23 protein-coding genes are annotated in these 24,644 nt (G+C 66.7%); 1 reads left to right on the forward strand and 22 read right to left on the reverse strand.

What is annotated here, in order from left to right:
• The 13 genes from AC4D2W_RS04340 to pyrR form a co-directional block, all read right to left on the reverse strand.
• Positions 1 to 2,109 carry a primosomal protein N' gene (locus AC4D2W_RS04340; protein WP_490925663.1) on the reverse strand — a complete coding sequence of 703 codons (2,109 nt, stop codon included), beginning with the start codon at positions 2,107 to 2,109 and terminating at the stop codon, positions 1 to 3.
• 13 nt (positions 2,110 to 2,122) lie between these two features.
• A complete protein-coding gene (gene metK / locus AC4D2W_RS04345) occupies positions 2,123 to 3,349 on the reverse strand; it encodes a methionine adenosyltransferase (protein ID WP_490925664.1) in 1,227 nt (408 codons plus the stop codon).
• An 83-nt stretch (positions 3,350 to 3,432) separates the two neighbouring features.
• Positions 3,433 to 4,695, reverse strand: a complete 1,263-nt coding sequence (coaBC, locus tag AC4D2W_RS04350; protein ID WP_490925665.1) for a bifunctional phosphopantothenoylcysteine decarboxylase/phosphopantothenate--cysteine ligase CoaBC — start codon at positions 4,693 to 4,695, stop codon at positions 3,433 to 3,435.
• 59 nt (positions 4,696 to 4,754) lie between these two features.
• Positions 4,755 to 5,015 carry a DNA-directed RNA polymerase subunit omega gene (rpoZ, locus tag AC4D2W_RS04355; RefSeq protein WP_152217989.1) on the reverse strand — a complete coding sequence of 87 codons (261 nt, stop codon included), beginning with the start codon at positions 5,013 to 5,015 and terminating at the stop codon, positions 4,755 to 4,757.
• A gap of 39 nt (positions 5,016 to 5,054) precedes the next feature.
• Positions 5,055 to 5,624: a guanylate kinase gene (gene gmk / locus AC4D2W_RS04360; RefSeq protein WP_400928636.1), complete on the reverse strand. Its 570-nt coding sequence runs from the start codon at positions 5,622 to 5,624 to the stop codon at positions 5,055 to 5,057.
• 60 nt (positions 5,625 to 5,684) lie between these two features.
• Entirely contained in the window at positions 5,685 to 6,002 is a 318-nt protein-coding gene (gene mihF, locus AC4D2W_RS04365) for an integration host factor, actinobacterial type (RefSeq protein ID WP_490925666.1), read from the reverse strand.
• A 189-nt stretch (positions 6,003 to 6,191) separates the two neighbouring features.
• Positions 6,192 to 7,169, reverse strand: a complete 978-nt coding sequence (pyrF, locus tag AC4D2W_RS04370) for an orotidine-5'-phosphate decarboxylase (protein WP_490925667.1) — start codon at positions 7,167 to 7,169, stop codon at positions 6,192 to 6,194.
• Positions 7,114 to 10,410 carry a carbamoyl-phosphate synthase large subunit gene (gene carB, locus AC4D2W_RS04375; protein WP_490925668.1) on the reverse strand — a complete coding sequence of 1,099 codons (3,297 nt, stop codon included), beginning with the start codon at positions 10,408 to 10,410 and terminating at the stop codon, positions 7,114 to 7,116. The genes pyrF and carB overlap by 56 nt, the downstream gene beginning before the upstream one ends.
• Entirely contained in the window at positions 10,410 to 11,546 is a 1,137-nt protein-coding gene (carA, locus tag AC4D2W_RS04380) for a glutamine-hydrolyzing carbamoyl-phosphate synthase small subunit (protein ID WP_490926023.1), read from the reverse strand. The genes carB and carA overlap by 1 nt, the downstream gene beginning before the upstream one ends.
• 38 nt (positions 11,547 to 11,584) lie before the next feature.
• Positions 11,585 to 12,103 carry a PH-like domain-containing protein gene (locus AC4D2W_RS04385; protein ID WP_490925669.1) on the reverse strand — a complete coding sequence of 173 codons (519 nt, stop codon included), beginning with the start codon at positions 12,101 to 12,103 and terminating at the stop codon, positions 11,585 to 11,587.
• A complete protein-coding gene (locus tag AC4D2W_RS04390; protein WP_490925670.1) occupies positions 12,091 to 13,449 on the reverse strand; it encodes a dihydroorotase in 1,359 nt (452 codons plus the stop codon). Before AC4D2W_RS04390 ends, AC4D2W_RS04385 begins: the two co-directional genes overlap by 13 nt.
• Positions 13,446 to 14,444: an aspartate carbamoyltransferase catalytic subunit gene (locus tag AC4D2W_RS04395; protein ID WP_490925671.1), complete on the reverse strand. Its 999-nt coding sequence runs from the start codon at positions 14,442 to 14,444 to the stop codon at positions 13,446 to 13,448. Before AC4D2W_RS04395 ends, AC4D2W_RS04390 begins: the two co-directional genes overlap by 4 nt.
• Positions 14,441 to 15,022: a bifunctional pyr operon transcriptional regulator/uracil phosphoribosyltransferase PyrR gene (pyrR, locus tag AC4D2W_RS04400; RefSeq protein WP_490925672.1), complete on the reverse strand. Its 582-nt coding sequence runs from the start codon at positions 15,020 to 15,022 to the stop codon at positions 14,441 to 14,443. Before pyrR ends, AC4D2W_RS04395 begins: the two co-directional genes overlap by 4 nt.
• A gap of 235 nt (positions 15,023 to 15,257) precedes the next feature.
• Here pyrR and AC4D2W_RS04405 point away from each other — a divergent pair, with 235 nt between their 5' ends.
• Positions 15,258 to 16,502, forward strand: a complete 1,245-nt coding sequence (locus AC4D2W_RS04405; protein WP_490925673.1) for a PrsW family intramembrane metalloprotease — start codon at positions 15,258 to 15,260, stop codon at positions 16,500 to 16,502.
• Between the two features lie 126 nt (positions 16,503 to 16,628).
• Here the strand turns inward: AC4D2W_RS04405 and nusB are convergent, their stop codons facing one another.
• From nusB to ruvX, 9 genes are all read right to left on the reverse strand, one after another.
• A complete protein-coding gene (nusB, locus tag AC4D2W_RS04410; protein WP_290167614.1) occupies positions 16,629 to 17,039 on the reverse strand; it encodes a transcription antitermination factor NusB in 411 nt (136 codons plus the stop codon).
• Positions 17,036 to 17,599, reverse strand: a complete 564-nt coding sequence (efp, locus tag AC4D2W_RS04415) for an elongation factor P (protein ID WP_342024497.1) — start codon at positions 17,597 to 17,599, stop codon at positions 17,036 to 17,038. Before efp ends, nusB begins: the two co-directional genes overlap by 4 nt.
• An 87-nt stretch (positions 17,600 to 17,686) precedes the next feature.
• On the reverse strand, positions 17,687 to 18,847 hold the full coding sequence (locus tag AC4D2W_RS04420; protein ID WP_490925674.1) for a calcium:cation antiporter: 1,161 nt from the start codon (positions 18,845 to 18,847) through the stop codon (positions 17,687 to 17,689).
• Positions 18,848 to 19,066: 219 nt separating this feature from the next.
• Positions 19,067 to 20,188 (reverse strand): 3-dehydroquinate synthase, encoded by a 1,122-nt coding sequence (aroB, locus tag AC4D2W_RS04425; protein ID WP_490925675.1) that lies wholly within the window; start codon positions 20,186 to 20,188, stop codon positions 19,067 to 19,069.
• Positions 20,189 to 20,192: 4 nt separating this feature from the next.
• On the reverse strand, positions 20,193 to 20,717 hold the full coding sequence (locus AC4D2W_RS04430) for a shikimate kinase (RefSeq protein ID WP_490925676.1): 525 nt from the start codon (positions 20,715 to 20,717) through the stop codon (positions 20,193 to 20,195).
• Complete coding sequence (gene aroC, locus AC4D2W_RS04435) at positions 20,701 to 21,915, reverse strand: chorismate synthase (protein WP_490925678.1); 1,215 nt, start codon at positions 21,913 to 21,915, stop codon at positions 20,701 to 20,703. Before aroC ends, AC4D2W_RS04430 begins: the two co-directional genes overlap by 17 nt.
• Before the next feature lie 32 nt (positions 21,916 to 21,947).
• Positions 21,948 to 22,838 carry a shikimate dehydrogenase family protein gene (locus tag AC4D2W_RS04440; protein WP_490925679.1) on the reverse strand — a complete coding sequence of 297 codons (891 nt, stop codon included), beginning with the start codon at positions 22,836 to 22,838 and terminating at the stop codon, positions 21,948 to 21,950.
• On the reverse strand, positions 22,839 to 24,035 hold the full coding sequence (gene mltG, locus AC4D2W_RS04445; RefSeq protein WP_490925680.1) for an endolytic transglycosylase MltG: 1,197 nt from the start codon (positions 24,033 to 24,035) through the stop codon (positions 22,839 to 22,841).
• 26 nt (positions 24,036 to 24,061) lie between these two features.
• Positions 24,062 to 24,643, reverse strand: a complete 582-nt coding sequence (gene ruvX, locus AC4D2W_RS04450) for a Holliday junction resolvase RuvX (RefSeq protein ID WP_490925681.1) — start codon at positions 24,641 to 24,643, stop codon at positions 24,062 to 24,064.
• Position 24,644: the final 1 nt, after the last annotated feature.

Here is a 24,644-nt window from a genome sequence, read left to right on the forward strand (position 1 = left end):
TTACAGGACGTCGGTTCCATCCACTCGGATGTACACCGGGTCTCCGGTCCTCTTGGCCGACACCGCTGCCTTTGTGGCCCGCATGGCAGCCGTCACCGCGGGAGCGGCAGCGTAGGGAAAGAACAGCAGCGTACGGTAGCGGCCGCCGGAGCCGCCCAGCTGTCCGTCCCGGTGAACGGGCGCGGGGCCGGGTGGATCTTCCAGCGGTGCAGGGCCCACCACACGGGCGTCCGGCGGCAGGTCCAGCCGCGGCACAAAAGCGCTGAGTGCCTCGCGGGAGCCGGTGAGCTCGGCATACCTCACCGCGGGCGGCAGACCCAGTTCCCGGCGCAGCTCCAGCTCCCGCTCAGCGGCGCCGGCCGGGTCCCAGCGCAGCAGGTGGCCCACCGTTGAAGTGTCATCGGCAGTGACCACTACCAGCCCCTTGTCTCCGGCGGGCCGGACCAGGGCGGCCGCGCTGAACCAGCGCCGCAGCGTCTCCTCCCCCGCGCGCAGGGATTCCCGCGACATCATGGCGTTGCCGTCCAGCAGCACGGCGGCCGCATAGCCGCCGGCCGCCACCGGCTCAGCCCCCGGCGTCGCCACCACCAGTGCCGGGGCATCGGAAACCTCGGCCCGGACATGGTCTCCGGCGGAGGATATGACCGTGACGGAAGGAAAGGCCCGGCCGAGTTCTTCCGCCGTTCGTCCGGCACCGGCCGCAGATCCGCGCAGCTGGGTGCCCCCGCAGTTTCCGCAGCTCCACATTGGTTCCGGGCGCCCGCACCAGCGGCAGGCCGGTACGCCGTTGCGGCTGGCCAGGCCCAGCGGTCCTGCGCAGGCCCGGCAGCGCGCCGGTTCCCGGCACTCCTGGCAGGACAATGCCGGCGAGAAGCCGCTGCGGGCCACCTGCACCAGCACCGGGCCGCGGGTCAGCCCGTCCTGCGCCGCCTTCCACGCGGCATGCGGAATCCGGGCGCGGGCCGCCAGCGGATCACGTTCCATGTTGAAGGAATCGGCGGTGCTGACCACGCGCGGAGCCAGCTGGCGCACAGTGCTGCGGTCAGCGGCGATGCTCGCAGCCCAGCCGCTGGCCACCAGCCGCTGGGCTTCGGTGCTGCGTGAGTGCGAGGCCAGCAGCAGTGCGGTGTTTTCCGCGGCGGCACGCAGCAGCAGGACATCGCGCACGTGCTGGTAAGGCGCGCGCTGTTCGGCGTGGAGGTCATCGGCGTCGTCCCAGATCACCGCGAGCCCCAGGTTGCGCACCGGCGCGTAGGCCGCTGACCGGGTACCGATCACCACCTGCACATCCCCGTGCAGGACCTTCAGGAAGGCACGGTAGCGCGGGGTTGCGCCGTCGTCGGCCGTCAGCCGCACAAAGGCAGCGGCGCCGATGCGCGCTGCCAGCGCGGTTTCCAGCCGGGCCAGGTCCTTGGCATCGGGCACGACGACGACGGCGCCGCGCCCGGAGAGCAGGGTGTGCTGTACTGCCGCGGCGATTTCGTCCGGCCACGCCCCGGGGCCGTAACCGCCCAGGGAGGAGAGCACGGCGCGCGGGCTGTGTCCGGCCGCCAGATGGGTCAAAAAACGCGGACCGTGTGGATACCGTGCCCAGGGATTGGGCCCGGAGCCTTCGGGGCCGTCCGGCACATCGGCGCCCGCCTCCGCAGCCTCGCATGCCTGCGGGGTGAATTCCTTTTCCACGCGTGCGGCGCGCGGCGGCACAGCCACCCGCAGCACGTCATGGACGGTGCCGGAATAGCGGGCCGCCACCGCCTCCGCGAGCTGCAGGATCTGCGGTGCCAGGACCGGCTGCGGGGAAACAACTTTGCCCAGCGGAACCAGGCGGGCGGAGGTGTCCGCAGCAGCTGCCCGCCCGATAATGAATCCGGGCAGCTGCTGCCCGCCGAAGCGGACCTTGACCCGCGCGCCGGGCACGGCGTCCCGGTCCAGGTCCGCCGGCACCAGGTAATCGAACGGCCGGTCCAGGTGCGGCAGCGGTGAATCCAGCAGCACCCGCGCTATGGGCAGCTCGGGTGCTGCGGGCTGCGTGCCCAGGCTCCGGGCCGGGGCAACAAACCCGTGCAGCAGGGAGAGCTGCCCGTTGTCTCCGGCCGGATCCTGGCGCATCGGAGCCTCCGGGCTAGGCGTTGAAGTAGCTGCGGAGGGCTCCGACCTTGTCCTTGCGCTCCCAGGTGAATTCCGCATCCTCACGACCAAAGTGGCCGTTGGCTGCGGTCTTCTGGTAGATCGGGCGCTTCAGGTCCAGGGCGTTGATGATGCCCAGCGGACGCAGGTCAAAGACTTCGTGGATGGCGTCGGCAATGCGGGCCGGGTCCACCGTTTCCGTGCCGAACGTTTCCACGTAGATGCCCACGGGGTGTGCCATGCCGATGGCGTAGGCCACCTGGATTTCCGCGCGGCGGGCGAGGCCGGCCGCAACAACGTTCTTGGCCACCCAGCGCATGGCGTAGGCCGCGGAGCGGTCCACCTTGGACGGATCCTTGCCGCTGAACGCGCCGCCGCCGTGCCGGGCAAATCCGCCGTAGGTGTCCACGATGATCTTGCGTCCGGTCAGGCCGGCGTCTCCCACCGGACCGCCGATGACGAACGGGCCGCCCGGGTTCAGGATGTGCTTGACGCGGGAGGTGTCCAGCTCGGTTCCGGCCAGGACCGGCTCGATGACGTGGACGGCGAGGTCTTCGCGCAGCTGCTCAAGCTCGACGTCGGCGGCGTGCTGTGAGGAGATGACCACGGAATCCACGGAGACCGGGCGGTCGCCGTCGTATCCGATGGTGACCTGGGTCTTGCCGTCCGGGCGGAGGTAATCCAGCGTGCCGTCCTTGCGGACGGCCGTGAGGCGCTCGGAGAGCCGGTGCGCCAGCCAGATGGGGGTGGGCATGTACACGGAGGTCTCATCCGAGGCGTAGCCGAACATGATGCCCTGGTCCCCTGCGCCCTGCACGTCGAGGGGGTCGGAGGTGCCGGCCCGGTTCTCCACGGAGTTGAAGACGCGCGAGGCAATTTCCGGGGACTGCTGGCCGATGGAGACCGAGACGCCGCAGCGGGCGCCGTCGAAGCCGTTGGCGGAGGAGTCGTAGCCGATGCCCAGGATGGTGTCCCGGACCAGCTGCGGGATTTCCACATAGCCCTCGGTGGTTACTTCACCGGCCACATGGACCAGGCCGGTGGTGACCAGGGTCTCCACTGCTACGCGGGACTCGGGGTCCACCTTGAGCATGCCGTCCAGGATGGCGTCACTGATCTGGTCACAGATTTTGTCCGGATGACCCTCGGTGACGGATTCCGAGGTGAATAGGCGCAGCCCGTCGCGGGCAGCCGAAAGTACTGAAGTATCTGGGGAAGTCACGGAATTTACTCTACTGGTTCCGGGCCGGGTCCTCCGAATGGGGGCCGGAAGGCTGTGGATCCGGCAGGCCCCGGCGGGAAACTTCAGCTGACCACAGGGACTGCTTGAAACTCCTGCTCGATGCGGGCAATGATGCTGCGCGCCACGTCGGACTTGGTGCCGGTGTAGGTGGCCGGCGGGGCCGTCTCGGAATCCTGCGGTGAAAGCAAAGTCACTTCGGTGCTGTCCTGGCCAAAGACCAGGGAGGTTCCCACCCGGTTGAGCACCAGGAGGTCACAGCCCTTGCGGACCAGTTTCTGCCGGCCGTAGTCCAGGACGTCGGCGCTGCCGTCTCCGGTTTCTGCGGCAAAGCCCACGATCAGTGCCGGACGGGCCGGTCCTGCGTTCGCTGCACGCTGCTGGACGGCTTCGGCCAGAATGTCCGGGTTGCGGATCAGTGTGATGACCGGATCCGCGCCGTCGTCGCGCTTTTTGATCTTGGTGTCGGAGAGTGTATCGGGGCGGAAATCCGCCACTGCGGCCGCCATGATCAGCACGTCCGATCCGGGAGCGGCGGCGTGCACGGCTTCGCGCAGTTCCAGGGCTGTTTCCACTCGGGTGAGCTCAACGCCGTCGGGGGCGGAAATGTCCATGTGCGCCGCGATGAAGCGGACCCGCGCTCCGGCGTCGAGGGCAGCCCGGGCCAGGGCAGCACCTTGCTTGCCGGATGAGCGGTTGCCCAGGAAGCGGACGGGATCCAGGGGTTCACGGGTGCCGCCGGCGGTGATGGTGACGGTTTTGCCGCTCAGCGGACCGGGTGCGGATTCCGGCTCGGCCGGCAGGCGGTTTACCGCGGCCATGGCGGCGGCGAAAATGTCTTCGGGGTCCGGCAGGCGTCCGGCCCCGGAATCCTTGCCGGTCAGGCGTCCGATGCCGGGTTCCATCACCAGGGTTCCCCGGCTGCGCAAGGTCTGGACGTTGGCACGGGTGGCAGGATGCGCCCACATTTCCGTGTGCATGGCGGGCGCAAAAAGGACCGGTCCGCGCGCCATGAGCAGGGTATTGGTGAGCAGGTCATTGGCCTGCCCGGAGGCCGCCCGGGCCAGCAGGTCGGCGGTGGCAGGAGCCACCACAATGAGGTCGGCCTCGTGTCCGAGCCGGACGTGGTTGACCTTCTCGACCTCGTCAAAAACCGAACTGGAGACGGGGTTGCCGGACAATGCCTCCCAGGTGGCCACGCCCACAAACCGCGTGGAGGCTTCCGTGGGGATCACTGAGACGTTGTGTCCGGCTTCAGTGAAAAGACGCAGCAGCGACGCGGACTTGTAGGCGGCGATGCCGCCGCCCACACCCAAAACTATGCGCACCGCTGCTGCTCCTGACCCTGACCGCTCGGGTCAGCTTTTACTGGTGTTATCCGGCGAAGTTATTCGGCGGATTCCACGGGGCGGCTGACCAGCATGCCCTCGTTGATTTCGCGCAGCGCGATGGACAGCGGCTTCTCGTTCAGCTTGGTTTCCACGAGCGGGCCAACGTATTCAAACAGGCCTTCGTGCAGCTGGGAGTAGTAAGCGTTGATCTGGCGTGCGCGCTTGGCGCCGTAGATGACCAGCGCGTACTTCGAGTCCGCTACGTTCAGCAGGTCGTCGATCGGCGGGTTGATGATGCCTTCAGACACAGTAGACACAGATTCTCCAAAATTCTTGATACGGGATATTGCGGTACGTCAGCGCGGACGCGGACTGATTCCCATGAGTGATACAAGCTCAGCTGCTGCCCGCTGGACGTCATCATTTACCACGGTGTGATCGAACTCGGGCTCGGCAGCAAGCTCCAGTTTAGCGGTTTCCAGCCGCTGCTGCTGTTCTTCGGGCGTTTCCGTGCCGCGTCCCACCAGCCGGCGGACCATTTCGTCCCACGACGGCGGAGCGAGGAACACGAAATTAGCCTCCGGCATGGTCTTTTTGACCTGCCGTGCACCCTGCAAATCAATTTCCAGGAGCACGGACCGGCCTTCGGCCATGGCCGACTCTACCGTGCTGCGCAGCGTGCCGTAACGGTTGCGGCCGTGGACAACGGCCCACTCCAGCATTTCGCCCTTTTCCACCAGGGAATCGAATTCCTCCGGGGAGACGAAGAAGTAATGCACCCCATGCTCTTCGCCGGGACGCGGCGGCCGGGTGGTGGCGGAAACGGACAGCCACACCTCCGGGTAGTTGTCCCGAATGAACGTGGACACCGTGCCTTTGCCAACTGCGGTTGGACCTGCCAGGACTGTCAGCCGCGGTTGCGACACTGAGGACCTTCTTTGCTCTCGTTGTGGTTCGGCCCCGGCGGGCCGCAGCGAAGCGCGGCCCTAGTCGGATGCCAAAAGTTCTATCAGCGCCTTGCGCTGGTGGATGCCCAGACCGCGCACTCGGCGGGTCGGAGCAATGCCCACGGTGTCCATTATTCCAGCTGCGCGGCGCTCTCCGACGCCAGGCAGCGCCCGAAGCAGGTCCACCACCTTGAGCCGGCCCACGGCTTCCTCGGAAGAGCGGGACAAAATGACCTCTTCGACGGACATTTCTCCGGTCTTGATCTTGGCCTTAATCTCGGCCCGAACGGACCTGGCGGCGGTTGCCTTTTCGCGCGCCTTGGTGCGTTCATCTTCGGTCAGTGGCTTGAGGTTCAAGAGACCCTCCCGGGCGGAGACCGGCCCGGCACTGCGGCACATGGCGCAGCTGCGGTGCTGGGGCGGTGCTTGGTGTATGGGGGTACGGTCTGAACCGTAGCCTCATCCGAACCGCAATTGCAACGTGCCGCGCTACCCGATCCGCGCCTCGTGCGGGGCCGCACATGCCAGTGCGGCCCCGCACGCAAGCTACCGGGCCAGTTCCGCCAGGGTCCGCCGGGCGGCGTCCCGCAGGGCGGCCGGTTCCGGTCCGGCCCGCAGGATGTCCCGGCTGGAGGTGGCCAGGACATTGGGGTAGGCGGCCCCGAAGGTGGCCGCCAGATCCGCTGCGGTGGCGCCCTGGGCGCCGAGACCGGGCGCGAGGATAGGCGTGTGTGCAGCAGCCAGATGGATGCCCAGTTCCGCCAGCGCAGTTCCCACCGTTGCGCCGATCACCAGTCCGGTGGAACCCAGGCGCGGATTTGCGGGAACGGAGGCCGCCCCGGATGCTGAGCCGGAAGCATCCCCGGCAGCGGATGCGGCGGCCGCTGCCCGTCCCAGTTCACGGCTGTTTTCAGCTGCGGCGGCGTCCACGATCCGGGCCGCCACGGAGTGGTCCCCGCCTGCGTGCTGCACCGACTGGCCTTCAGGGTTGGAGGTCAGTCCCAGGACGAACACTCCGCGCCCGGTTGCCTGGGCCAGATCCAGTGCGGGACGCAGCGATTCGAAGCCGAGGTACGGGCTGACGGTAAGGGCGTCCGCGGCCAGGGCGGAGCCGTCCCGCAGCCAGGCATCTGCGTACGCGGCCATGGTGGAACCGATGTCTCCGCGCTTGGCATCGGCGATGCTCAGCACGCCCGCCTCGGAGCAGGCGGCCAGCACCCGCTCCAGGGCGGCCATCCCGGCGGAGCCGTGACGTTCAAAGAGAGCCACCTGAGGCTTCACGGCCGCGGCCTGCTCCCCCACCGCGGCCAAAACGGTGAGGGAGAATCGCTCCAGGGCGGCGGCGTCGTCGTTCAGTCCCCAGGCGGCCAGCAGCGCCGGGTGCGGGTCGATGCCCACGCACAGCTGGCCGCGGGCGTCCATGGCCTGCTGCAGCCGGATGCCGAAGGACGCCCGCGCCGGCTCAGGCTCAGACACCGGATGAAGCCTTGAGCTTGGCGGCGTGCTCCTGCAGGGAGGTGACATCCCATTCGTAGGAGCGCATCGCTTCAATCGCCTGCACGGCGGCGCCGAATTCGGAGACCGTGGTCACCACCGGGCAGCCGATGGAGGTGGCGGCGGCCCGGATTTCGTAGCCGTCGCCGCGGGCCTGGCCGCCGGAGGGTGTGTTGACCACCAGGTCAATTTCCCCGGCAGTGATCAGGTCCGCGACGGTGCCCTCGCCGTTCGGCCCGGTGCCCTCGCTGACCTTGCGGACCGTGGTGGCGGTGATCCCGTTGCGGCGCAGCACCTCGGCGGTTCCGCCGGTGGACAGGATCTCAAATCCGAGGTCCACCATCAGCTTCACCGGCATGATGATGGAGCGCTTGTCCCGGTTTGCCACGGAGACAAACACCTTGCCGCCGGTCGGCAGCGCGGAGTTGGCCGCGGCCTGGGACTTGGCGAAGGCGGTGTCAAAGTACTTGTCGATGCCCATGACTTCGCCGGTGGAGCGCATTTCCGGGCCGAGCAGGGAATCCACCACGGTGCCTTCGGGGGTGCGGAAGCGGCTGAAGGGCAGCACGGCTTCCTTCACGGCCACCGGGGCGTCCAGCGGCAGGACTGAACCGTCGCCCACGCTGAACAGCTTGCCGGCCGCGCGCAGCTCCGCGATGGACTGCCCGGTGCCGATGAGCGCCGCGGCCTTGGCCAGCTGCACGCCGGTGGCCTTGGAGACGAACGGCACCGTGCGCGAGGCGCGCGGGTTGGCTTCGATGACGTAGAGCACGTCGGAGGCCAAGGCGAACTGGATGTTGATCAGCCCGCGCACTCCCACGCCGGCGGCAATGATGCGGGTGGCTTCACGGACGCGGTCGACGACGTCGGTGCCCAGGGTGATCGGCGGCAGGACACAGGCGGAGTCGCCGGAGTGGATGCCGGCTTCTTCGATGTGTTCCATGATGCCGCCCACGTACAGGTCAGTGCCGTCGAAAAGTGCGTCGACGTCGATCTCGATGGCGTCTTCCAGGAACCGGTCCACCAGGACGGGGTGGTCCGGGGTGATTTCCGTGGCGTTGGCGATGTAGCGCGAAAGGTTCGCTTCGTCGTAGACGATTTCCATGCCCCGGCCGCCCAGGACGTAGGACGGGCGCACCAGGACGGGGTAGCCGATCTCGTCGGCAATCTTCTTGGCGTCGTCGAAGGACACGGCGGTGCCGTTCTTCGGGGCGATCAGTCCGCCCTCGTCCAGGACGTGCTGGAAGGCGCCGCGGTGTTCGGCCAGGTCGATGGCTTCCGGGGAGGTGCCGAGGATGGGAACGCCGGCGTCGGCCAGGGACTGCGCCAGCTTCAGCGGCGTCTGCCCGCCGAGCTGGACGAAGACGCCCAGCACTCCCCCGGTGCGCTGCTCCGCCGCGATGACTTCCAGGACATCCTCAAGGGTCAGCGGCTCAAAGTAGAGGCGGTCGGAGATGTCATAGTCCGTGGACACCGTTTCCGGGTTGCAGTTGATCATGACGGTCTCGTGGCCGGCCTCGCGCAGCGCCATGGTGGCGTGCACGCACGAGTAGTCAAACTCGATGCCCTGCCCGATCCGGTTGGGTCCGGAGCCCAGGATGATGATGGACGGCTTTTCGTGCTGCCCCACCTCATCCTCCTCGTCATAGGAGGAGTAGTGGTACGGCGTATAGGCGGCGAACTCGGCGGCGCAGGTATCCACCGTCTTGTAGACCGGCCGGATGTTCAGGGCGTGCCGGACACCGCGGATGACCGCCTCCGGAGTGTTGGTCAGGGCGCCGATCTGCTCGTCGGAGAACCCGTGCCGCTTGGCCAGGCGCAGGATCTCCTCGTTGACCGTGCCGGCGCCGGAAATTTCCGCTGCCACCTCGTTGATCAGCTGGAGCTGGTCCAGGTACCAGGGATCAATGCCGGTGGCGTTGTAGAGGTCCTCCACGGTGGCGCCGCCCAGCAGGGCCTGCTGGACCTGCTGAAGCCGGTTGGTGGTGGGCCGCTTGGCGGCTTCGATCAGGGCGGGCACGTCAGCGGGATCCACGGGGGCGAAGGACAGCGAGGCGCCCTTCTGTTCCAGGGAGCGCAGCGCCTTCTGCAGGGCTTCGCTGAAGTTGCGGCCGATGGCCATGGCTTCGCCCACTGACTTCATGGTGGTGGTCAGCGTGGGGTCGGCGGCGGGGAACTTCTCGAACGCGAAGCGCGGCACCTTCACCACCACGTAGTCCAGGGTGGGCTCGAAGGAGGCCGGGGTCTTCTTGGTGATGTCGTTCGGGATCTCGTCCAGCGTGTAGCCGAGGGAGAGCTTGGTGGCGATCTTCGCGATGGCGAAGCCGGTGGCCTTGGAGGCCAGCGCGGAGGAACGCGAGACGCGCGGGTTCATTTCAATGACGACGACGCGGCCGGTGTCCGGTTCGATGGCGAACTGGATGTTGCAGCCGCCGGTGTCCACTCCCACCTCGCGGATCACGGCGATCGCGATGTCGCGCAGCTTCTGGTATTCACGGTCCGTCAGCGTCATGGCCGGAGCCACCGTGATGGAGTCGCCCGTGTGCACGCCCACCGGATCGAAGTTCTCGATCGAGCAGACCACAACCACGTTGTCATTCTTGTCCCGCATCATCTCCAGCTCGTATTCCTTCCAGCCGAGGATGCTCTCTTCGAGCAATACCTCGGAGGTCGGGCTGTACTGGATGCCGGCCCCGGCGATGCGGCGCAGGTCTTCGGCGTTGTAGGCCAGGCCGGAGCCAAGTCCGCCCATGGTGAAGGAGGGGCGGACCACCATGGGGTAGCCCAGCTTCTCCGCGGCGGCAAAGGCTTCATCCATGCTGTGCACGATGATGGATTCGGCCGATTCGGCGCCGCAGCGTTCCACGACGCCCTTGAACTTCTCGCGGTCTTCACCGAGTTCAATGGCGGCAATGTTGGCGCCGATCAGCTCCACGTTGTACTTCTCCAGGACGCCGTTCTTGTCCAGCGCGATGGCGGTGTTCAGCGCGGTCTGCCCGCCGAGGGTGGGAAGGATCGCATCGGGGCGTTCCTTGGCGATGATCTTTTCCACGATCTCGGGGGTGATCGGCTCCACGTAGGTGGCGTCGGCAAACTCGGGGTCCGTCATGATGGTGGCCGGGTTGGAGTTCACCAGGATGACCCGCAGGCCCTCCTCCTTCAGCACGCGCAGCGCCTGGGTGCCGGAATAGTCGAATTCAGCGGCCTGGCCAATGACAATCGGACCGGAGCCGATAACCAGGACGGACTTGAGGTCGGTTCTGCGGGGCATTAGTGGGATTCCTTGATCTTGCTGGCGGCCATGAGGTCCACGAAACGGTCGAACAGGTAAGCCGAGTCGTGCGGCCCGGCGGCGGCTTCAGGGTGGTACTGGACGGAAAAAGCGGGGATGTCCAGGCAGGCCAGGCCTTCCACGACGTCGTCGTTGAGGGACACGTGGCTGACCTCCACGCGGCCGAAGCGGGGAACGGGCGCGGTGACGGGTCCCTCCAGCGGCGCGTCCACGGCAAAGCCGTGGTTTTGGCTGGTGATTTCCACCTTCCCGGTGCGCCGGTCCAGCACGGGCTGGTTGATGCCGCGGTGGCCGTAGCGCAGTTTGTAGGTGCCGAAGCCCAGGGCACGGCCCAGGATCTGGTTGCCGAAGCAGATGCCGAAGAACGGAATGCCGGTGTCCAGCACGTCGCGCAGCAGGTCCACCTGCACGTCTGCGGTGGCGGGATCGCCGGGGCCGTTGGACATGAACACACCGTCGGCGTTCAGTGCCGTAATGTCCGTCAGCGCGGCGGAGGCGGGCAGGACGTGCACCCGCACGCCGCGCTCGGCGAAGCGGACCGGGGTCATGGATTTGATGCCCAGGTCCAGGGCGGCCACGGTGAAGCGCGGCTCCCCCTCCCAGCCGTGGTCCTTGGGCTCGATGACGTAGGCGGCGTCCACGCTTACTTCCTCGGCAAGGCGGGCACCGGCCATGGGTTCCTGGGCCAGGACGTCGGCGAGCAGCTCGCTGTCCGGGCGGGCGGCGTCGGCTCCGGAGAAGATTCCGGCCTTCATGGCGCCGCGCTCGCGCAGGTGGCGGGTGACGGCGCGGGTGTCCACGCCGGAGATTCCGACGACGCCCTGGGCGCTCAGTTCCTCGTCCAAGGTGCGCTCGGAGCGCCAGTTCGACGGGCGCCGGGCAGCGTCGCGCACAATGTAGCCGGCCACCCAGATGCGCCGGGATTCGGCGTCGTCGGTGTTTACGCCCGTGTTGCCGATGTGCGGCGCGGTCTGCACCACTAGCTGGCGGGCATAGGAGGGATCCGTGATGGTCTCCTGGTAACCGGTCATGCCGGTGGCGAAAACGGCCTCGCCGAGGGCGGTTCCCTGCACGCCGTAACTGCGGCCGCGGAAGGTTCGGCCGTCTTCAAGCATCAGGACAGCCGGGGTGGGAGCGGATGTGTTTGAGACGGTCACAGTTGTTCCTCGCTTGTTTCTGACGGCTCTGCCGGCAGGATTTCGGTAATTGCTGTTACCAGCGGTGTTTTCTCTTCGGGGGTTCGGTTGCGGAAACCGGTGTCCACTTTCGTGCTGCCCAACTTCCAGGTGACGATCACCAGGCCCTCTTTTTCCACGAATTTTCCGGCCATGCCCCGCTCCAGGCGGACGCTCTCCAGGTCTTCGCGGGGGATCCAGATGTCGGGGGCACCGCTGCGGACAAACAGCAGCCCCTCATCGAAGACGGCGGCGGTGGCGTTGGACTTCACGCCCAGGCCGTAGACGGCAATCCGGTCCAGCCAGTCCCCGGCGGTGGTGGTGCAGACGTACTGGCCCAGGGCCTGGAAGCGGGGTACTTCCAGGCCGTCAGGCATCGGCACCGGCCGCGGTACGCCCGCCTGGCGCTGCTGGCGTCCGCGCCAGCTCCAGGCAAAAAGGCCCAGGAGCACCAGGATCAGGGCAAGCGTGCCCAGGGCGAACATCAGGCGATCCATGCGGACTCCTCTGTGGAAACGGGGGAAGGCGTGTTGAGGGCGGCATCCAGGACCGTGGGATGGCCGGCGAAGAATGTTGCCTGCACGACGCCGGGCAGTTCCAGGCCGGCAAACGGTGAGTTGCGTCCCTTTGAGGCCATCTTAGAAGGGTCAACCGTCCGCCGCGCAGACGGGTTCACCAATATGACGTTCGCCGGTTCCCCGGCTGCCAGCGGCCGGCCCTGGGTTTTCACGCCGCCAATGGCGGCCGGAGTGACGGAAGTCACCCGGGCGAAGCCCTCCCAGTCCATCAGCCCGGTGTCGATCATGGCGTGCTGGACCACGGAGAGCGCCGTTTCCAGTCCGGTCATGCCCATCGCCGCCTGCGCCCACTCGCATTCCTTGTGCTCGGAGGGGTGCGGTGCGTGGTCGGTGCCGACGATGTCGATCGTGCCGTCGGCCAGGCCCCGGCGCAGCGCCTCGACGTCGGCCGCTGTGCGCAGCGGCGGGTTCACCTTGTACACCGGGTCGTAGCTGCGGACCAGGTCGTCGGTGAGCAGCAGGTGGTGCGGAGTGGCTTCGGCGGTGACGTTGATGCCGCGTTCCTTGGCCCAGCGGATGATCTCCACGGAGCCGGCAGTGGACACATGGCACACGTGCAGCCGGGACCCGGTGTGCTGGGCCAGGAGCACGTCGCGGGCAATGATGGATTCCTCGGCGACCGCGGGCCAGCCGGCCAGGCCCAGATCGGCACTGACATCGCCCTCGTTCATCTGGGCGCCTTCGGTCAGGCGCGGTTCCTGCGCATGCTGGGCGATGACGCCGTCGAACGCCTTGACGTATTCCAGCGCGCGGCGCATGAGCACGGGGTCGGAGACGCATTTGCCGTCGTCGGAGAACACGCGGACCCGGGCGCGGGAGTCTGCCATGGCACCGAGCTCGGCCAGCCGCTCCCCTTCCAAGCCCACGGTGACGGCGCCGACGGGACGGACATCCACCCAGCCGGACCGGCGGCCCAGGCTCCAGACCTGTTCCACCACGCCGGCGGTGTCCGCCACGGGGTTGGAGTTGGCCATGGCATGAACAGCGGTGAAGCCGCCCAGCGCGGCGGCGCGGGTGCCGGTTTCCACGGTTTCGGCGTCTTCGCGGCCCGGTTCGCGCAGGTGGGTGTGCAGGTCCACCATGCCGGGCAGGGCAATCAGGCCGGCAGCGTCGATAACGACGGCGTCCTGCGGCGCCTCAAGCGCCGGTCCGACGGCCTTGATCCGGCCGCCCGAAATGAGGATGTCGGCGGTTTCCCTGCCCAGCAGGGAGGCGTTCTGAATCAGATAGATGCCCGGGGCGGGCGGGAGCTGGGGGGTTGTCACTGTGCGTTCTCCAAGGTGGCGGCGGCAGCGGGGGTGTCCCCGCCTGCCAGCAGAAGGTAAAGGGCGGCCATGCGCACGGACACTCCGTTGCTGACCTGCTCCAGGATGGTGGCCCGGGGCGAGTCCGCGGCACTGGAGGAGATCTCCAAGCCGCGGTTCATCGGTCCGGGGTGCAGCAGGATCGTGTCGGTCAGGCCAAGGGCGTCCAGCCGGCCGAGCCGCACGTCGTCGAAGCCCCAGCGCCGCGAGTATTCACGGACAGAGGGGAAGAACGCGGAGTGCATGCGTTCGCCCTGCACGCGCAGCATCATGACGGCGTCGGGCCGGGTTTCCAGGGCAGCATCGAGGTCATAGCTGACCTCGCAGGGCCAGGATTCGACGCCGAAGGGCAGCAGGGTGGGCGGCGCCACCAGCGTGACCGACGCCCCCAGCGTGCGCAGCAGCCACAGGTCGGAGCGGGCCACCCGGGAATGCAGCACGTCGCCCACAATAACCACGTGCATGCCGGTGAGGTCGGTGCCGGTGGAGGCCGTGCCGTGCAGCCTGGCCCAGTGCCGGCGCATGGTGAACGCGTCCAGCAGGGCCTGGGTGGGGTGTTCGTGGGTGCCGTCCCCGGCGTTGAGCACCGCGGCGTCGATCCAGCCGGAACCGGCGAGCCGGGCCGGCGCACCCGAGGAGCCGTGGCGGATGACGACGGCGTCCGCCCCGATGGCGGCCAGGGTCTGCGCGGTGTCCTTCAGCGATTCGCCCTTGGAGACGGAGGAGCCCTTGGCGGAGAAGTTGATGACGTCTGCGGAGAGCCGTTTGGCGGCCGCTTCGAAGGAGATGCGGGTGCGGGTGGAATCCTCGAAAAAGAGGTTCACCACGGTACGTCCGCGCAGCACCGGCAGCTTTTTGACCTCGCGCTGGGAGACGGCCGCCATCTGCTCGGCGGTGTCCAGGATGGCCAGTGCGTCGGTGCGGTTGAGGTCCCGGGTGGAGAGCAGATGCTTCACGGGGCAGCCTCGATAACCACTTCGTCCACAGCCGGATCATCGGTTTCGTGCAGCCGGACACGGACTTTTTCCGCGGCGGCGGTGGGCAGGTTTTTGCCCACATGGTCAGCGCGGATGGGCAGCTCGCGGTGTCCGCGGTCCACCAGGACCGCTAGCCGGACAATCCGGGGGCGGCCCAGCTCGGTCAGCGCGTCCAGGGCGGCACGGATGGTCCGGCCGGAGTAGAGGACGTCGTCAACGAGGACCACCACTTTGTCATCAATTCCGGACAGTGGAACCTTGGTGGCATGCGGTGCGCGGGTGGGCTGCCGGGCCAGGTCGTCACGGAACATCGTGACGTCCAGCTGCCCCACTATTGCATCGGCATCCACTGACGCGTCAGCGGCGGCAATCTTGGCGGCAAGGCGGCGGGCGAGCGGGTAGCCCCGGCGCGGGATCCCCATTAAGACGAGGTCATCGGCGCCTTTGTTGGCTTCCAGGATCTCATGTGCGATCCGGGTAAGCGCGCGGTCAATATCAGCTGAAGCCAGAACTGTGCGTGCGGGCGCGGGTGCGCCCGGCGAATTGGACAAGTCCATAGTCTGCCTCCTCCTTCCCCGCCTCACAGGACGGAATTTAAAGGGTGAATGCGTGTTCAAGCTATCACGGCAACCGGTGTGCCCGGTGAACTGTTACGGCGGCCCGGCAATCCGGCTGCCGGGGTCCAGGTTTCCCGCACATGCGATTTAGGTCACAAGGGGGGCCGCCGACGCGCCGGGTCCGGCGCAATGGAGCCTCTTCCTTTTATGGTTGGCCTATGACAGGCGGAATTTCATGAGCGGCCACGGTCCCGACCAGTTTCCGGAGCGGGACCGTGTTCCCTGGACGCCGCCGCCGGGCGCCCCGCAGCCGGCACAGGTTCAACCCCCGAACCACGGCCCGGTACCCGTGCAGCCCCTCTGGTCCGCCGCCCCGCGGGGAGGCAGGGGCACCGTCGTCACCGTTGTGCTGATCATCGCCGCCGCTGCCGTGCTGCTGGCGGTGGCTTGGTTCCTGTGGTGGCAGCTGGGAACCGCGGCGTTTGCCCTCTGCGGCATCCTTGCACTGGTTCCGCTGGGAATCTGTTTGCTGGGGCTGCGCTGGGTGGACCGGTGGGAGCCGGAGCCGCGCTCAGCACTGCTGTTTGCCTTCCTCTGGGGTGCGGGCGTATCGGTGGGCATCAGCCTGCTGGTCGGGCCCTTCTTTGCCCAGTTCCTGTACCTGCTGCTGCCCGGAATCCTGCCGGAATACATCGGCCCCGTTTTCGAGGCTCCGATCGTGGAAGAAACCGCCAAGGGCCTGGGTGTGCTCATCCTGGTGTTTGTGCGGCGCAGCCACTTTGACGGCCCGGTGGACGGCGTGGTCTATGCCGGGACGGTGGCGGCCGGGTTCGCGTTCACCGAGAACATCCTGTACTTCGGTTCAGCGCTGATCAGCAGCGGCGGTCTGGGTGTGCATCTGGGCTTTGTCTTTGTGCTGCGCGGGCTCCTCTCCCCCTTCGCCCACGTCCTGTTCACCTCGGCCCTTGGCCTGGCGCTGGGGTTCGCCGTGCAGCGCGGCGGAACAGCCCGGATTATCGGGGCGTTCTTCGGCGGCCTCGTGATTGCCGTCCTGGCGCACATGCTGTGGAACGGGGGAACTGCACTGGCCTCCGGCAACTTCTTTTCCTTCTACTTCCTGCTTCAGGTGCCGCTGTTTGTGCTGGCCGTTACGGGAGTGATCCTGCTGCGCCGCGCGGAGCAGCGCCTGACCCGGCAGCGGCTGGGCGAATATGCCGCGGCCGGGTGGTTCACTCCCCAGGAAGTGCTGATGCTCTCCACCCGTGCCGGCCGACACCAGGCGATGGCTTGGGCCTCCGGGTTTGGTGCGGGGCGCACCATGAAAACCTTTATCTCCGATGCCACCCGGCTTGCCCTGACACGGCAGCAAATTGCGGCCGGCAGGGATGTGCCGGCCAATCAAGCCACGGAACGGACCCTCCTGCACGATGTCACCCGTGCCCGCTCCATGATGCTGGCACGTTCCGCCGGCGCCTATTAGCGTCCGGGAGAACAAGGGGACAGCATGCGGACAGCAAAAAACCCGCCCGGCTCCCCTTGGGAAGCCGGGCGGGTTTTTGGTGCCGGAACCTGCACTGTGCACAGGTTGCGGCCGTTCAGCTCTCGATCAGGCAAGCAGCGAGGGCTTGAGCTGGTGGAGCCGTCCCAGCAGTCCGTTGACGAAAGACGGTGATTCGTCCGTGGACAGGGTCTTGGCCAGTTCAACGGCTTCGCTGATGGCCACCTTGTCCGGGATGTCGTCGTTGTACAGCAGCTCCCAGGCGCCGATCCGCAGGATGATGCGGTCCACGGACGGCATGCGTTCCAGCGGCCAGCCCTGCGAATAGGTGCTCAGGAACTCGTCGATGGTCTCCTGCATGGAAACCACACCCTCCACCAGGTCCATGGTGTAGGGGTTGATCGTCTGATCGGTCTGTTCCCTGCGGGCCTTGATCATGTCAAAGGCTGATGCTGAACGCTGTTCAGCTTCAAACAGAACTTCCAGTGCCCGGGTCCGGGCCTTTGTGCGTGCACTCACTCGTTAACGCGTCCCAAATAATCGCCGTTGCGGGTATCTACCTTGACCTTGGTTCCCTGTTCCAGGAACAGCGGAACCTGGATTTCGTAACCGGTTTCCACGGTGGCGGGCTTGGTGCCGCCGGTGGAGCGGTCGCCCTGCAGGCCCGGCTCGGTGTACGTGATTTCCAGAACCACCGACGGGGGCAGTTCGATGTACAGCGGGGAGCCCTCGTGGATGGCAATGGTCACCATCATGGATTCGAGCATGAAGTTGGCGTTGTCGCCCACGATGGTCCCCGGTACGGTCAGCTGATCGTAGTCGGAGGTGTCCATGAAGACGTAGTCGTCGCCGTCCTGGTACAGGTACTGGTAATCGCGGCGGTCAACGGAGGCCGTTTCGATCTTGATGCCGGCGTTGAACGTCTTGTCCACTACCTTGCCCGAACGCACGTTACGCATCTTGGTACGGACAAACGCACCACCCTTGCCCGGCTTCACGTGCTGGAACTCGATGATGCTCCAAAGGTTGCCTTCAAGCTTCAGCACGGTGCCGTTCTTGATGTCGTTGGTCGTCGCCACAGTTTCTCTTTCGTTGATTCGCCAAGTTTCGTTTTAAGTCCGTCGACCATTCTACCTGTTCGGCGGCAGCCCGGCTGTAACCGAGGATCAGGAGAAGACGGCAACGAGGTACACGCCGAACACCGCAAGGTGCGCGGCCCCGTGCATCGCTGTCACTTTCCCGGCGGCAAAGGTCGTTGCCGAGAGCAGCAGGGTGACACCCAGGAGGAGCAGGTTGACCGGTGTTTCCGCCAGCACGACGTCCTGTCCGGTAAGCAACCCGATGATGAGGACGGCGGGGATGGTCAGGCCAACAGTGGAGACGAGTGCGCCGTGGCAGAGGTTGCTCACCCGCTGGATCTCGCCGTTCAGGGCCGCGCGCACCGAAGTGATTGACTCGGGCAGGAAGACGATCATGGCGATCAGGATTCCGGACAGCGCCACCGGCGCCCCGATGCGGTCCAGGCCGTCGTCCAGGAGGGTGGCCATGTCATGCGACAGCAGGACGATGGGCAGGACCGTCACAATGAGCAGCGCCATCCGCAGTACGAGCTCGGTGCGGTGCTCAGCGATTACTGCCGTGATGTTGGAGCGCTCGTGCCTCACCCCGGTTTTTTCGGATGTTGATGCTCCGGCAGCCGGAAGCGGGTCCACCTCACGGAAGTTGTCCGCTTGGCTGCCTGTCTGCTGACTAAGAAAGAAGACGTACAGGGCCAGGGTCAGCACGATGATGGGGATTTCCTGCCCCGGCGCGTAAGAGCCCTCACTCCCGATCACGGCCGGCAGTGCGAGGGCCAGCGCGGTGAGGACGACGAGCAGTGCCAGGTAGACCGAGGTGCCGGTGCGGTTGTGCTGCAGGCTCCCGTGCCTGATGCCCCCGACGACGAGGCAAAGCCCGATAACCCCGTTGAGGATGATCATCGACACGGCCATCACCGAGTCGCGGCCGATGGTGTCATGCTCACCCGGCCCCAGCATCACGGCGCTGATGAGTACCACCTCGATCAGCACAATTGACAGGGTCAGAACCAGGGAACCGTAGGGATCGCCCAAGCGGCGGGCGAGGTGTTCAGCTTCGTGTACGACGCCGAAGGAACAGACCAGGATGACGGCAACGATCGCTGCGAGTGTACCGATGAGCAGAGGGGCGGGAACCGGTGGCGCAAGCAGCGGCCCGGCGAAGACCAGGCCAAGAACGGCGCCCCACCCGATGACCAGCCGCACAATGGCGGCAGGGGTGAGAATGGATTGCACAGCGGAGGAGTTCAAGGGTTGAACCTGTTCCACGGGGCCGTCCCCGTATCCGATCAAACGAACGGGCCGTCCCGTCCGCTGTTACGGTCGCATCCCCCTGTCCGCAGCGCGGATCCGGTACATCTGGCAGGGGACGTCGCCTTCTAGGATATGACACCCGCCGGCACCTCGGCCCCCGCAGTGTCCAACGCAACAATGAACCGCAGGGTGGTCCCGTGTTGCGTACGCTGCAGGCTACAAGCTGAGGCGGATCCCGCCCTGCGGCTCCGAAGCGATTTCCTGATAGGCCGCAAACAGCAGCGATGTGTCGGGGACCTCAAGCATGGACGGCTTGGCGAGCCCGTCCAGGACCACGAAGCGGAGCAGGTCGCCGCGGGACTTTTTGTCCCGGCGCATCCCGTCCAGGAGGGCCGACCAGCGGTCCTTCCGGTACGTCACCGGAAGGCCCAGGGACTGGAGGATTTCCTTGTGCCGGTCCGCGGTGGCGTCATCGAGCCGTCCCACCATGCGCCCCAGTTCGGCGGCAAAAACCAAACCCACGGAAACAGCGGCACCGTGGCGCCACTGGTAGCGTTCGGCCAGTTCGATGGAGTGGCCCAGGGTGTGCCCGTAGTTCAGGAACTCCCGGCGGCCGGCTTCGCGCAGGTCCGCGGAGACAATTTCGGCCTTGACGGCGATGGAGCGTTCCACGAGTTCACGCACGACGTCGGAGGCGCCGTCCCCCACAGCTTCGGTATTCGCTTCAATGAGGTCCAGGATGGCCGGGTCGGCAATGAAGCCGCACTTGACCACCTCGGCCATGCCGCTGAGCAGTTCATTCTTGGGCAGGGTTCCCAGGGCGTCCAGGTCCGCGAGCACGCCTGCCGGCGGATGGAAGGACCCCACCAGGTTCTTGCCCTCGGCGGTGTTGATGGCGGTCTTGCCGCCTACGGCCGCATCCACCATACCCAGCAGGGAGGTGGGGATGTGCACTACCTTGATGCCGCGCAGCCAAGTGGCGGCCACAAAGCCGGCCAGGTCGGTGACGGCGCCGCCGCCCACCGCAACAATGGCGTCGGAGCGGGTGAAGTCGTTCTGGCCCAGAACCTGCCAGCAGAAGGAGGCAACCTGGATGTGCTTGCCTTCTTCCGCGTCGGGAATTTCGGCGGTCACGGCGGTCAGGCCGGTGGCGGCCAGTTCGTCGCGGACAGTGTCGCCGGTGGCGCGCAGAGCCCGCGGGTGGATGACCAGGACGCGCCGCACGCGCTCCCCCAGCATGGCCGGGAGGCGGTCGAGCAGCCCGTTGCCGATGACGACGTCGTAATTGTTGGCGGGGCTTTCGCCGGTCACCGGGATAACGGTGGGATCGGAGGCCATGGGATTAAGCTCCTTCATTGAGGGCAGTTGTCAGCCGGTTGATGACGGCCGGGACGGTGAGTCCCCTGGTGTCGACGGTGATGTCGGCCAGGGATTCGTAAACGGGGCGCCGGGCCTTGGCCAGCTCTTCCCAGCGGCGCAGCGGGTCGCCTGCGAGCATGGGGCGGTTTCCGGAACGGAGGATGCGGGGGCGGACCGTGTCCAGGTCCGTGTCCAGGAACACGACCGTGGCCCGGCGCAGCAGCTGCTGGGTGCCGGTGTCCAGGACCGCTCCGCCGCCGAGGGAGATGACAGCACGGGGCTTGTCCGCCAGCGCCGAGGCGACACAGCGGGCCTCGAGTTCACGGAAGCCGCATTCCCCGCGTGCGGAGAAGATCTCGGGAATCGGACCGTGTTTTTCCACGATGAGCTGATCCGTGTCCACGAACTTGAGCCGGTGGCGGGCAGCCAGTTCCCGTCCCACCACCGACTTGCCGGCGGCCATGAAGCCGATCAGGACAATGTGCGCAGAGTCACGGCTGCCGGACATTGGTGCCAGCCGACTCGAGGGCAGACGGAATGTTCTCCAGGTAGGTCCGGAGGTTCCGAGCGGTTTCCGCCACCGAATCCCCGCCGAACTTCTCCGTGACCGCTTCAGCCAGCACCAGGGCCACCATGGCCTCGGCCACGACTCCCGCAGCGGGAACCGCGCAGACGTCGGAGCGCTGGTGGTGGGCACGTGCGGGTTCGCCGGTGCTCACGTCAACGGTCTGCAGTGCATGCGGCACGGTGGCGATGGGCTTCATGGCGGCCCGGACGCGCAGGACTTCGCCGATGCTCATGCCGCCTTCGATGCCGCCGGCGCGGTTTCCGGAACGGATGACCCGGCCGCCGGCATCCTGCAGGATTTCATCGTGTGCTGCGGAGCCCCGGCGCGCGGCCGTAAGGAATCCGTCTCCGATTTCAACACCCTTGATGGCCTGGATTCCCATCAGGGCTCCGGCGATGCGGGCATCCAGGCGCCGGTCCCAGTGAACGTAGCTGCCCAGTCCCGGCGGCAGGCCGTAGGCCACAACCTCCACCACGCCGCCGAGCGTTTCGCCGTCTTTGTGGGCGGCGTCCACCTCGGCCACCATGGCGGCGGAGGTGTCCCGGTCAAAGCAGCGCAGCGGATCAGCGTCCAGCGCGGCAACGTCGCCGGGGCCGGGCAGGGCGGACCCTTCGGGGCTGGCCACGCCGGCGATGCTCACCGTGTGCGAGACCAAATCAATGCCCAGGGATTTCAGGAAGGAGGACGCGACGGCGCCGAGGGCCACCCGGGCAGCGGTTTCGCGGGCGCTGGCACGTTCCAGCACGGGGCGGGCTTCGTCAAAACCGTACTTCTGCATGCCGGTAAAGTCGGCGTGGCCCGGCCGGGGCCGGGTCAGCGGGGCGTTGCGCGCGGAATCGGCCAGCAGCGCGGGGTCCACCGGGTCCGGGGACATGACCTGCTGCCACTTGGGCCACTCGGTGTTCCCGACTTCAATGGCCACCGGGCCACCCTGGGTGAGGCCGTGGCGGACACCGCCGAGGATCCGGACCTGGTCCTGTTCGAATTTCATCCGGGCACCGCGGCCGTAGCCGAGACGGCGGCGCGCCAGGGCTTCCTGGATCAGGGCCGTGTCCACTTCGACGCCAGCGGGGACGCCCTCAACTATTCCTACCAGTGCAGGCCCATGGGACTCACCGGCGGTCAACCAACGCAACATGGTTTCAATACTGCCATGTTCGGTGCGCGCGTTCAGCGCCGCGGTACTCCGACTGCGTCACACATCACATTTGTGACGGCCTGCCGGTCACGGAATTGGTCTCCGGTAAAAAGGCGCACCTGTTCCACCGCCTGGTAGAGGAGCATTTCCAGGCCCGGCACAATCCGCCCGCCCCGGTTCTCCCAAACACCGGCGATGCGGCTGGGCCACGGATCGTAGGCGACATCCAGCAGTACCGTGCCGGCAAGATCCGCGGTGCCCGCGGCGACGACGTCGGCCAGGGAATCGGCGGCACGCGGCGGCAGCGTGGAAATAACGACGTCGGCGCCTGCACAGGCTTCCGCTGCTTCCTCCCAGGGATGCCGGGTAAGCGCGGTTCCGGTGCGGATTCCGGCTGCCTCCACGGCAACTGTTCCATCGGCGGATTCCGGGTAGCGGCGGGCATAGACATCCACGGAGGAGGCACCGAGCTTTCCTGCAGCAGCCACCGCCGCGCAGGCCGTGCCGCCGGAACCCAGAACAACGATCCGCGGTGCCGGGCGCGCCCCGGCATGCGTCAGCGCGCGGACGATCCCCTCGACGTCGGTGTTGTGACCCGTGAGGACCACGCCGCTGTCCGTGTACTCAAAGGTCACGGTGTTCAGTACCTGCAGGGCCTGTGCCATGGGCGTCAGCCGGTCCATGGCGGGGAGCAGGGCTGTCTTCAGCGGCATCGTCACGGACAATCCGGCCCAGCGCGGCCGGGCCGGATCCGGTTCCCGGAGGGCCGCCGCGAAGGCGGCGGCGTCCTCTTCGGGAACATCGACGGCGTCGTAAGAACAGCTAAAGCCGAGAAACCCGTAAGCGGCGCGGTGCAGGAGCGGAGATTTCGAGTGGCTGATCGGATGCCCCAGGACTGCTGCCCGTGCGGCGGAACCGTTCAACTACCCGCACCTGCCCGGCTTCTGCGTACCGCACCACTGCTGGTACTGCTCCACGAATTTGGCGTGCTCGGCCAGGGTGGAGGAGAACTCGGTCTGGCCCGTATCCAGGTTCACGGTCACCCAGTAATAGAAGGGAACGTCGGCAGGGTTCGCCGCCGCGTCAACGGCCTCGGTGCTCGGTGAGCCGATGGGTCCTACCGGCAGCCCCGGGTTCGCGTACGTGTTGTACGGGTTGGACGTGTCCGCCTTTTCTTCAGGCGTCAGCTCGTAGCTCTTGCGGCCCAGGCCGTAGGTTACCGTCGCATCGGACTGGATCAGCCCGGACGTTTCCACATTGTCGGCGCGCAGGCGGTTCTCAATGGCTCCGGCCACCTTGGCGTAGTCGGCTTCACCGGCTTCCGCCTGGATGATGCTGGCCTTGGTCAGGGTCCGGTACTGCTCATCCGGGTCCGTGATGCCTGCATCCTCCAGGGTCGTGAAGGTGCTGTTCACCATTTCCGTGACAATCGAGGTTGCGTCCTGGTCCAGCGGGAAGCGGTATTCACCCGGATGCAGGTAGCCTTCAAGGCTCACGGCTGCCGCCGGCAGGCCGAACGACTGGGGGTTCTTTGCCAGGGCTTCGAACTCGGTCAGCGGAATTCCGGTGGAAGTGCTGAGGACTTCAAACACTTCGCCCTGGCGCAGGTCGCGGGCCACGGCGGCGTAGTGAACGCCGGGATCCTCTTCACCCAGCAGTGCCTCGACCGCCGAGGAAGAGGACATCTGCTGCTTCATCTCGTAGGAGCCCGGCTGGATCTCGCGCCCGGCGGACTCCTGCTGGAACGTGTTGATGAACTCCTTGGAAGTGGCAACAATATCCGCCGCTTCCAGGTTGGTGCCGATGACCATGGGACCGTCACCCTCGGCAACGGTAAAGCTCACGCTGCCGGTCCCGGACCCTTCATAGTCCTTGACCTCATTCAGCCCCAGCAGGTCCCGCACGAACACGGTCAGGCCGAACACCACGCCGGCGAAAATCACCGCGACCACCACCATGACAATGGTGCGGCGGCGACGGCGTCGCTGCGTGGCGGGTGACGGACGGCTCTTGCGCGTCTCTGCAGCTTCCTCGAAAAGTTCGGCCACGGGGGCTGTACCGTCAGGGGCATAGTCCGCGTCGTGCTGCGGTGCCGGGTCAGAATCGGGGTCCGTTCCCATCGAAGGGTAGTCCGGATACCTGTGGCTCACAGCGCAGAACCGTTTCCGCGCTTGTTGTCCTGGGAAATGATTGGCTCCTGTGTCGGGGCCGGCAGTGCGTCGTTGGGACGCTGCTGCCGGCGCGTTGTAACCGGTTCCCCCACATCGCGTTTCTGGGAACGCTGCATGTCAATAGCGTGCTGCAGAATCGCCACAGCGGCCGCCTGATCCACCACTCTACGGTGATCTTTGCTGTTCAAGCCAGCCTCGTGCAGAGACCGGTGGGCCGACACAGTGGTCAGGCGCTCATCCACAAGCGAGACCGGAAGCGGATTTCCACTGCGTTCCAGCTCTGCCACCAGAGTGTCTGCGTAGTCGCGGGCCATTTGCGTGGATGCGGTTTCTGTGCCCCGCATGCTGCGCGGCAGACCCACAAAAACCTGTACGGCGCCCCGGGTTTCCGCCTCACGGACGACCACACGAATGTCGCTGTTCTTTTTAGCGTCCCGTTTCAAAGTCTTGACCGGCATGGCCAGCATGCCGTCGGGATCACTGACAGCCAGTCCCACACGGACCTGGCCGACATCTACCCCCAGCTTAACCCCGCGGGGGTAGACCTGCTGTTCCACA

It is taken from the genome of Arthrobacter sp. TJ-58 (genome assembly GCF_058269295.1).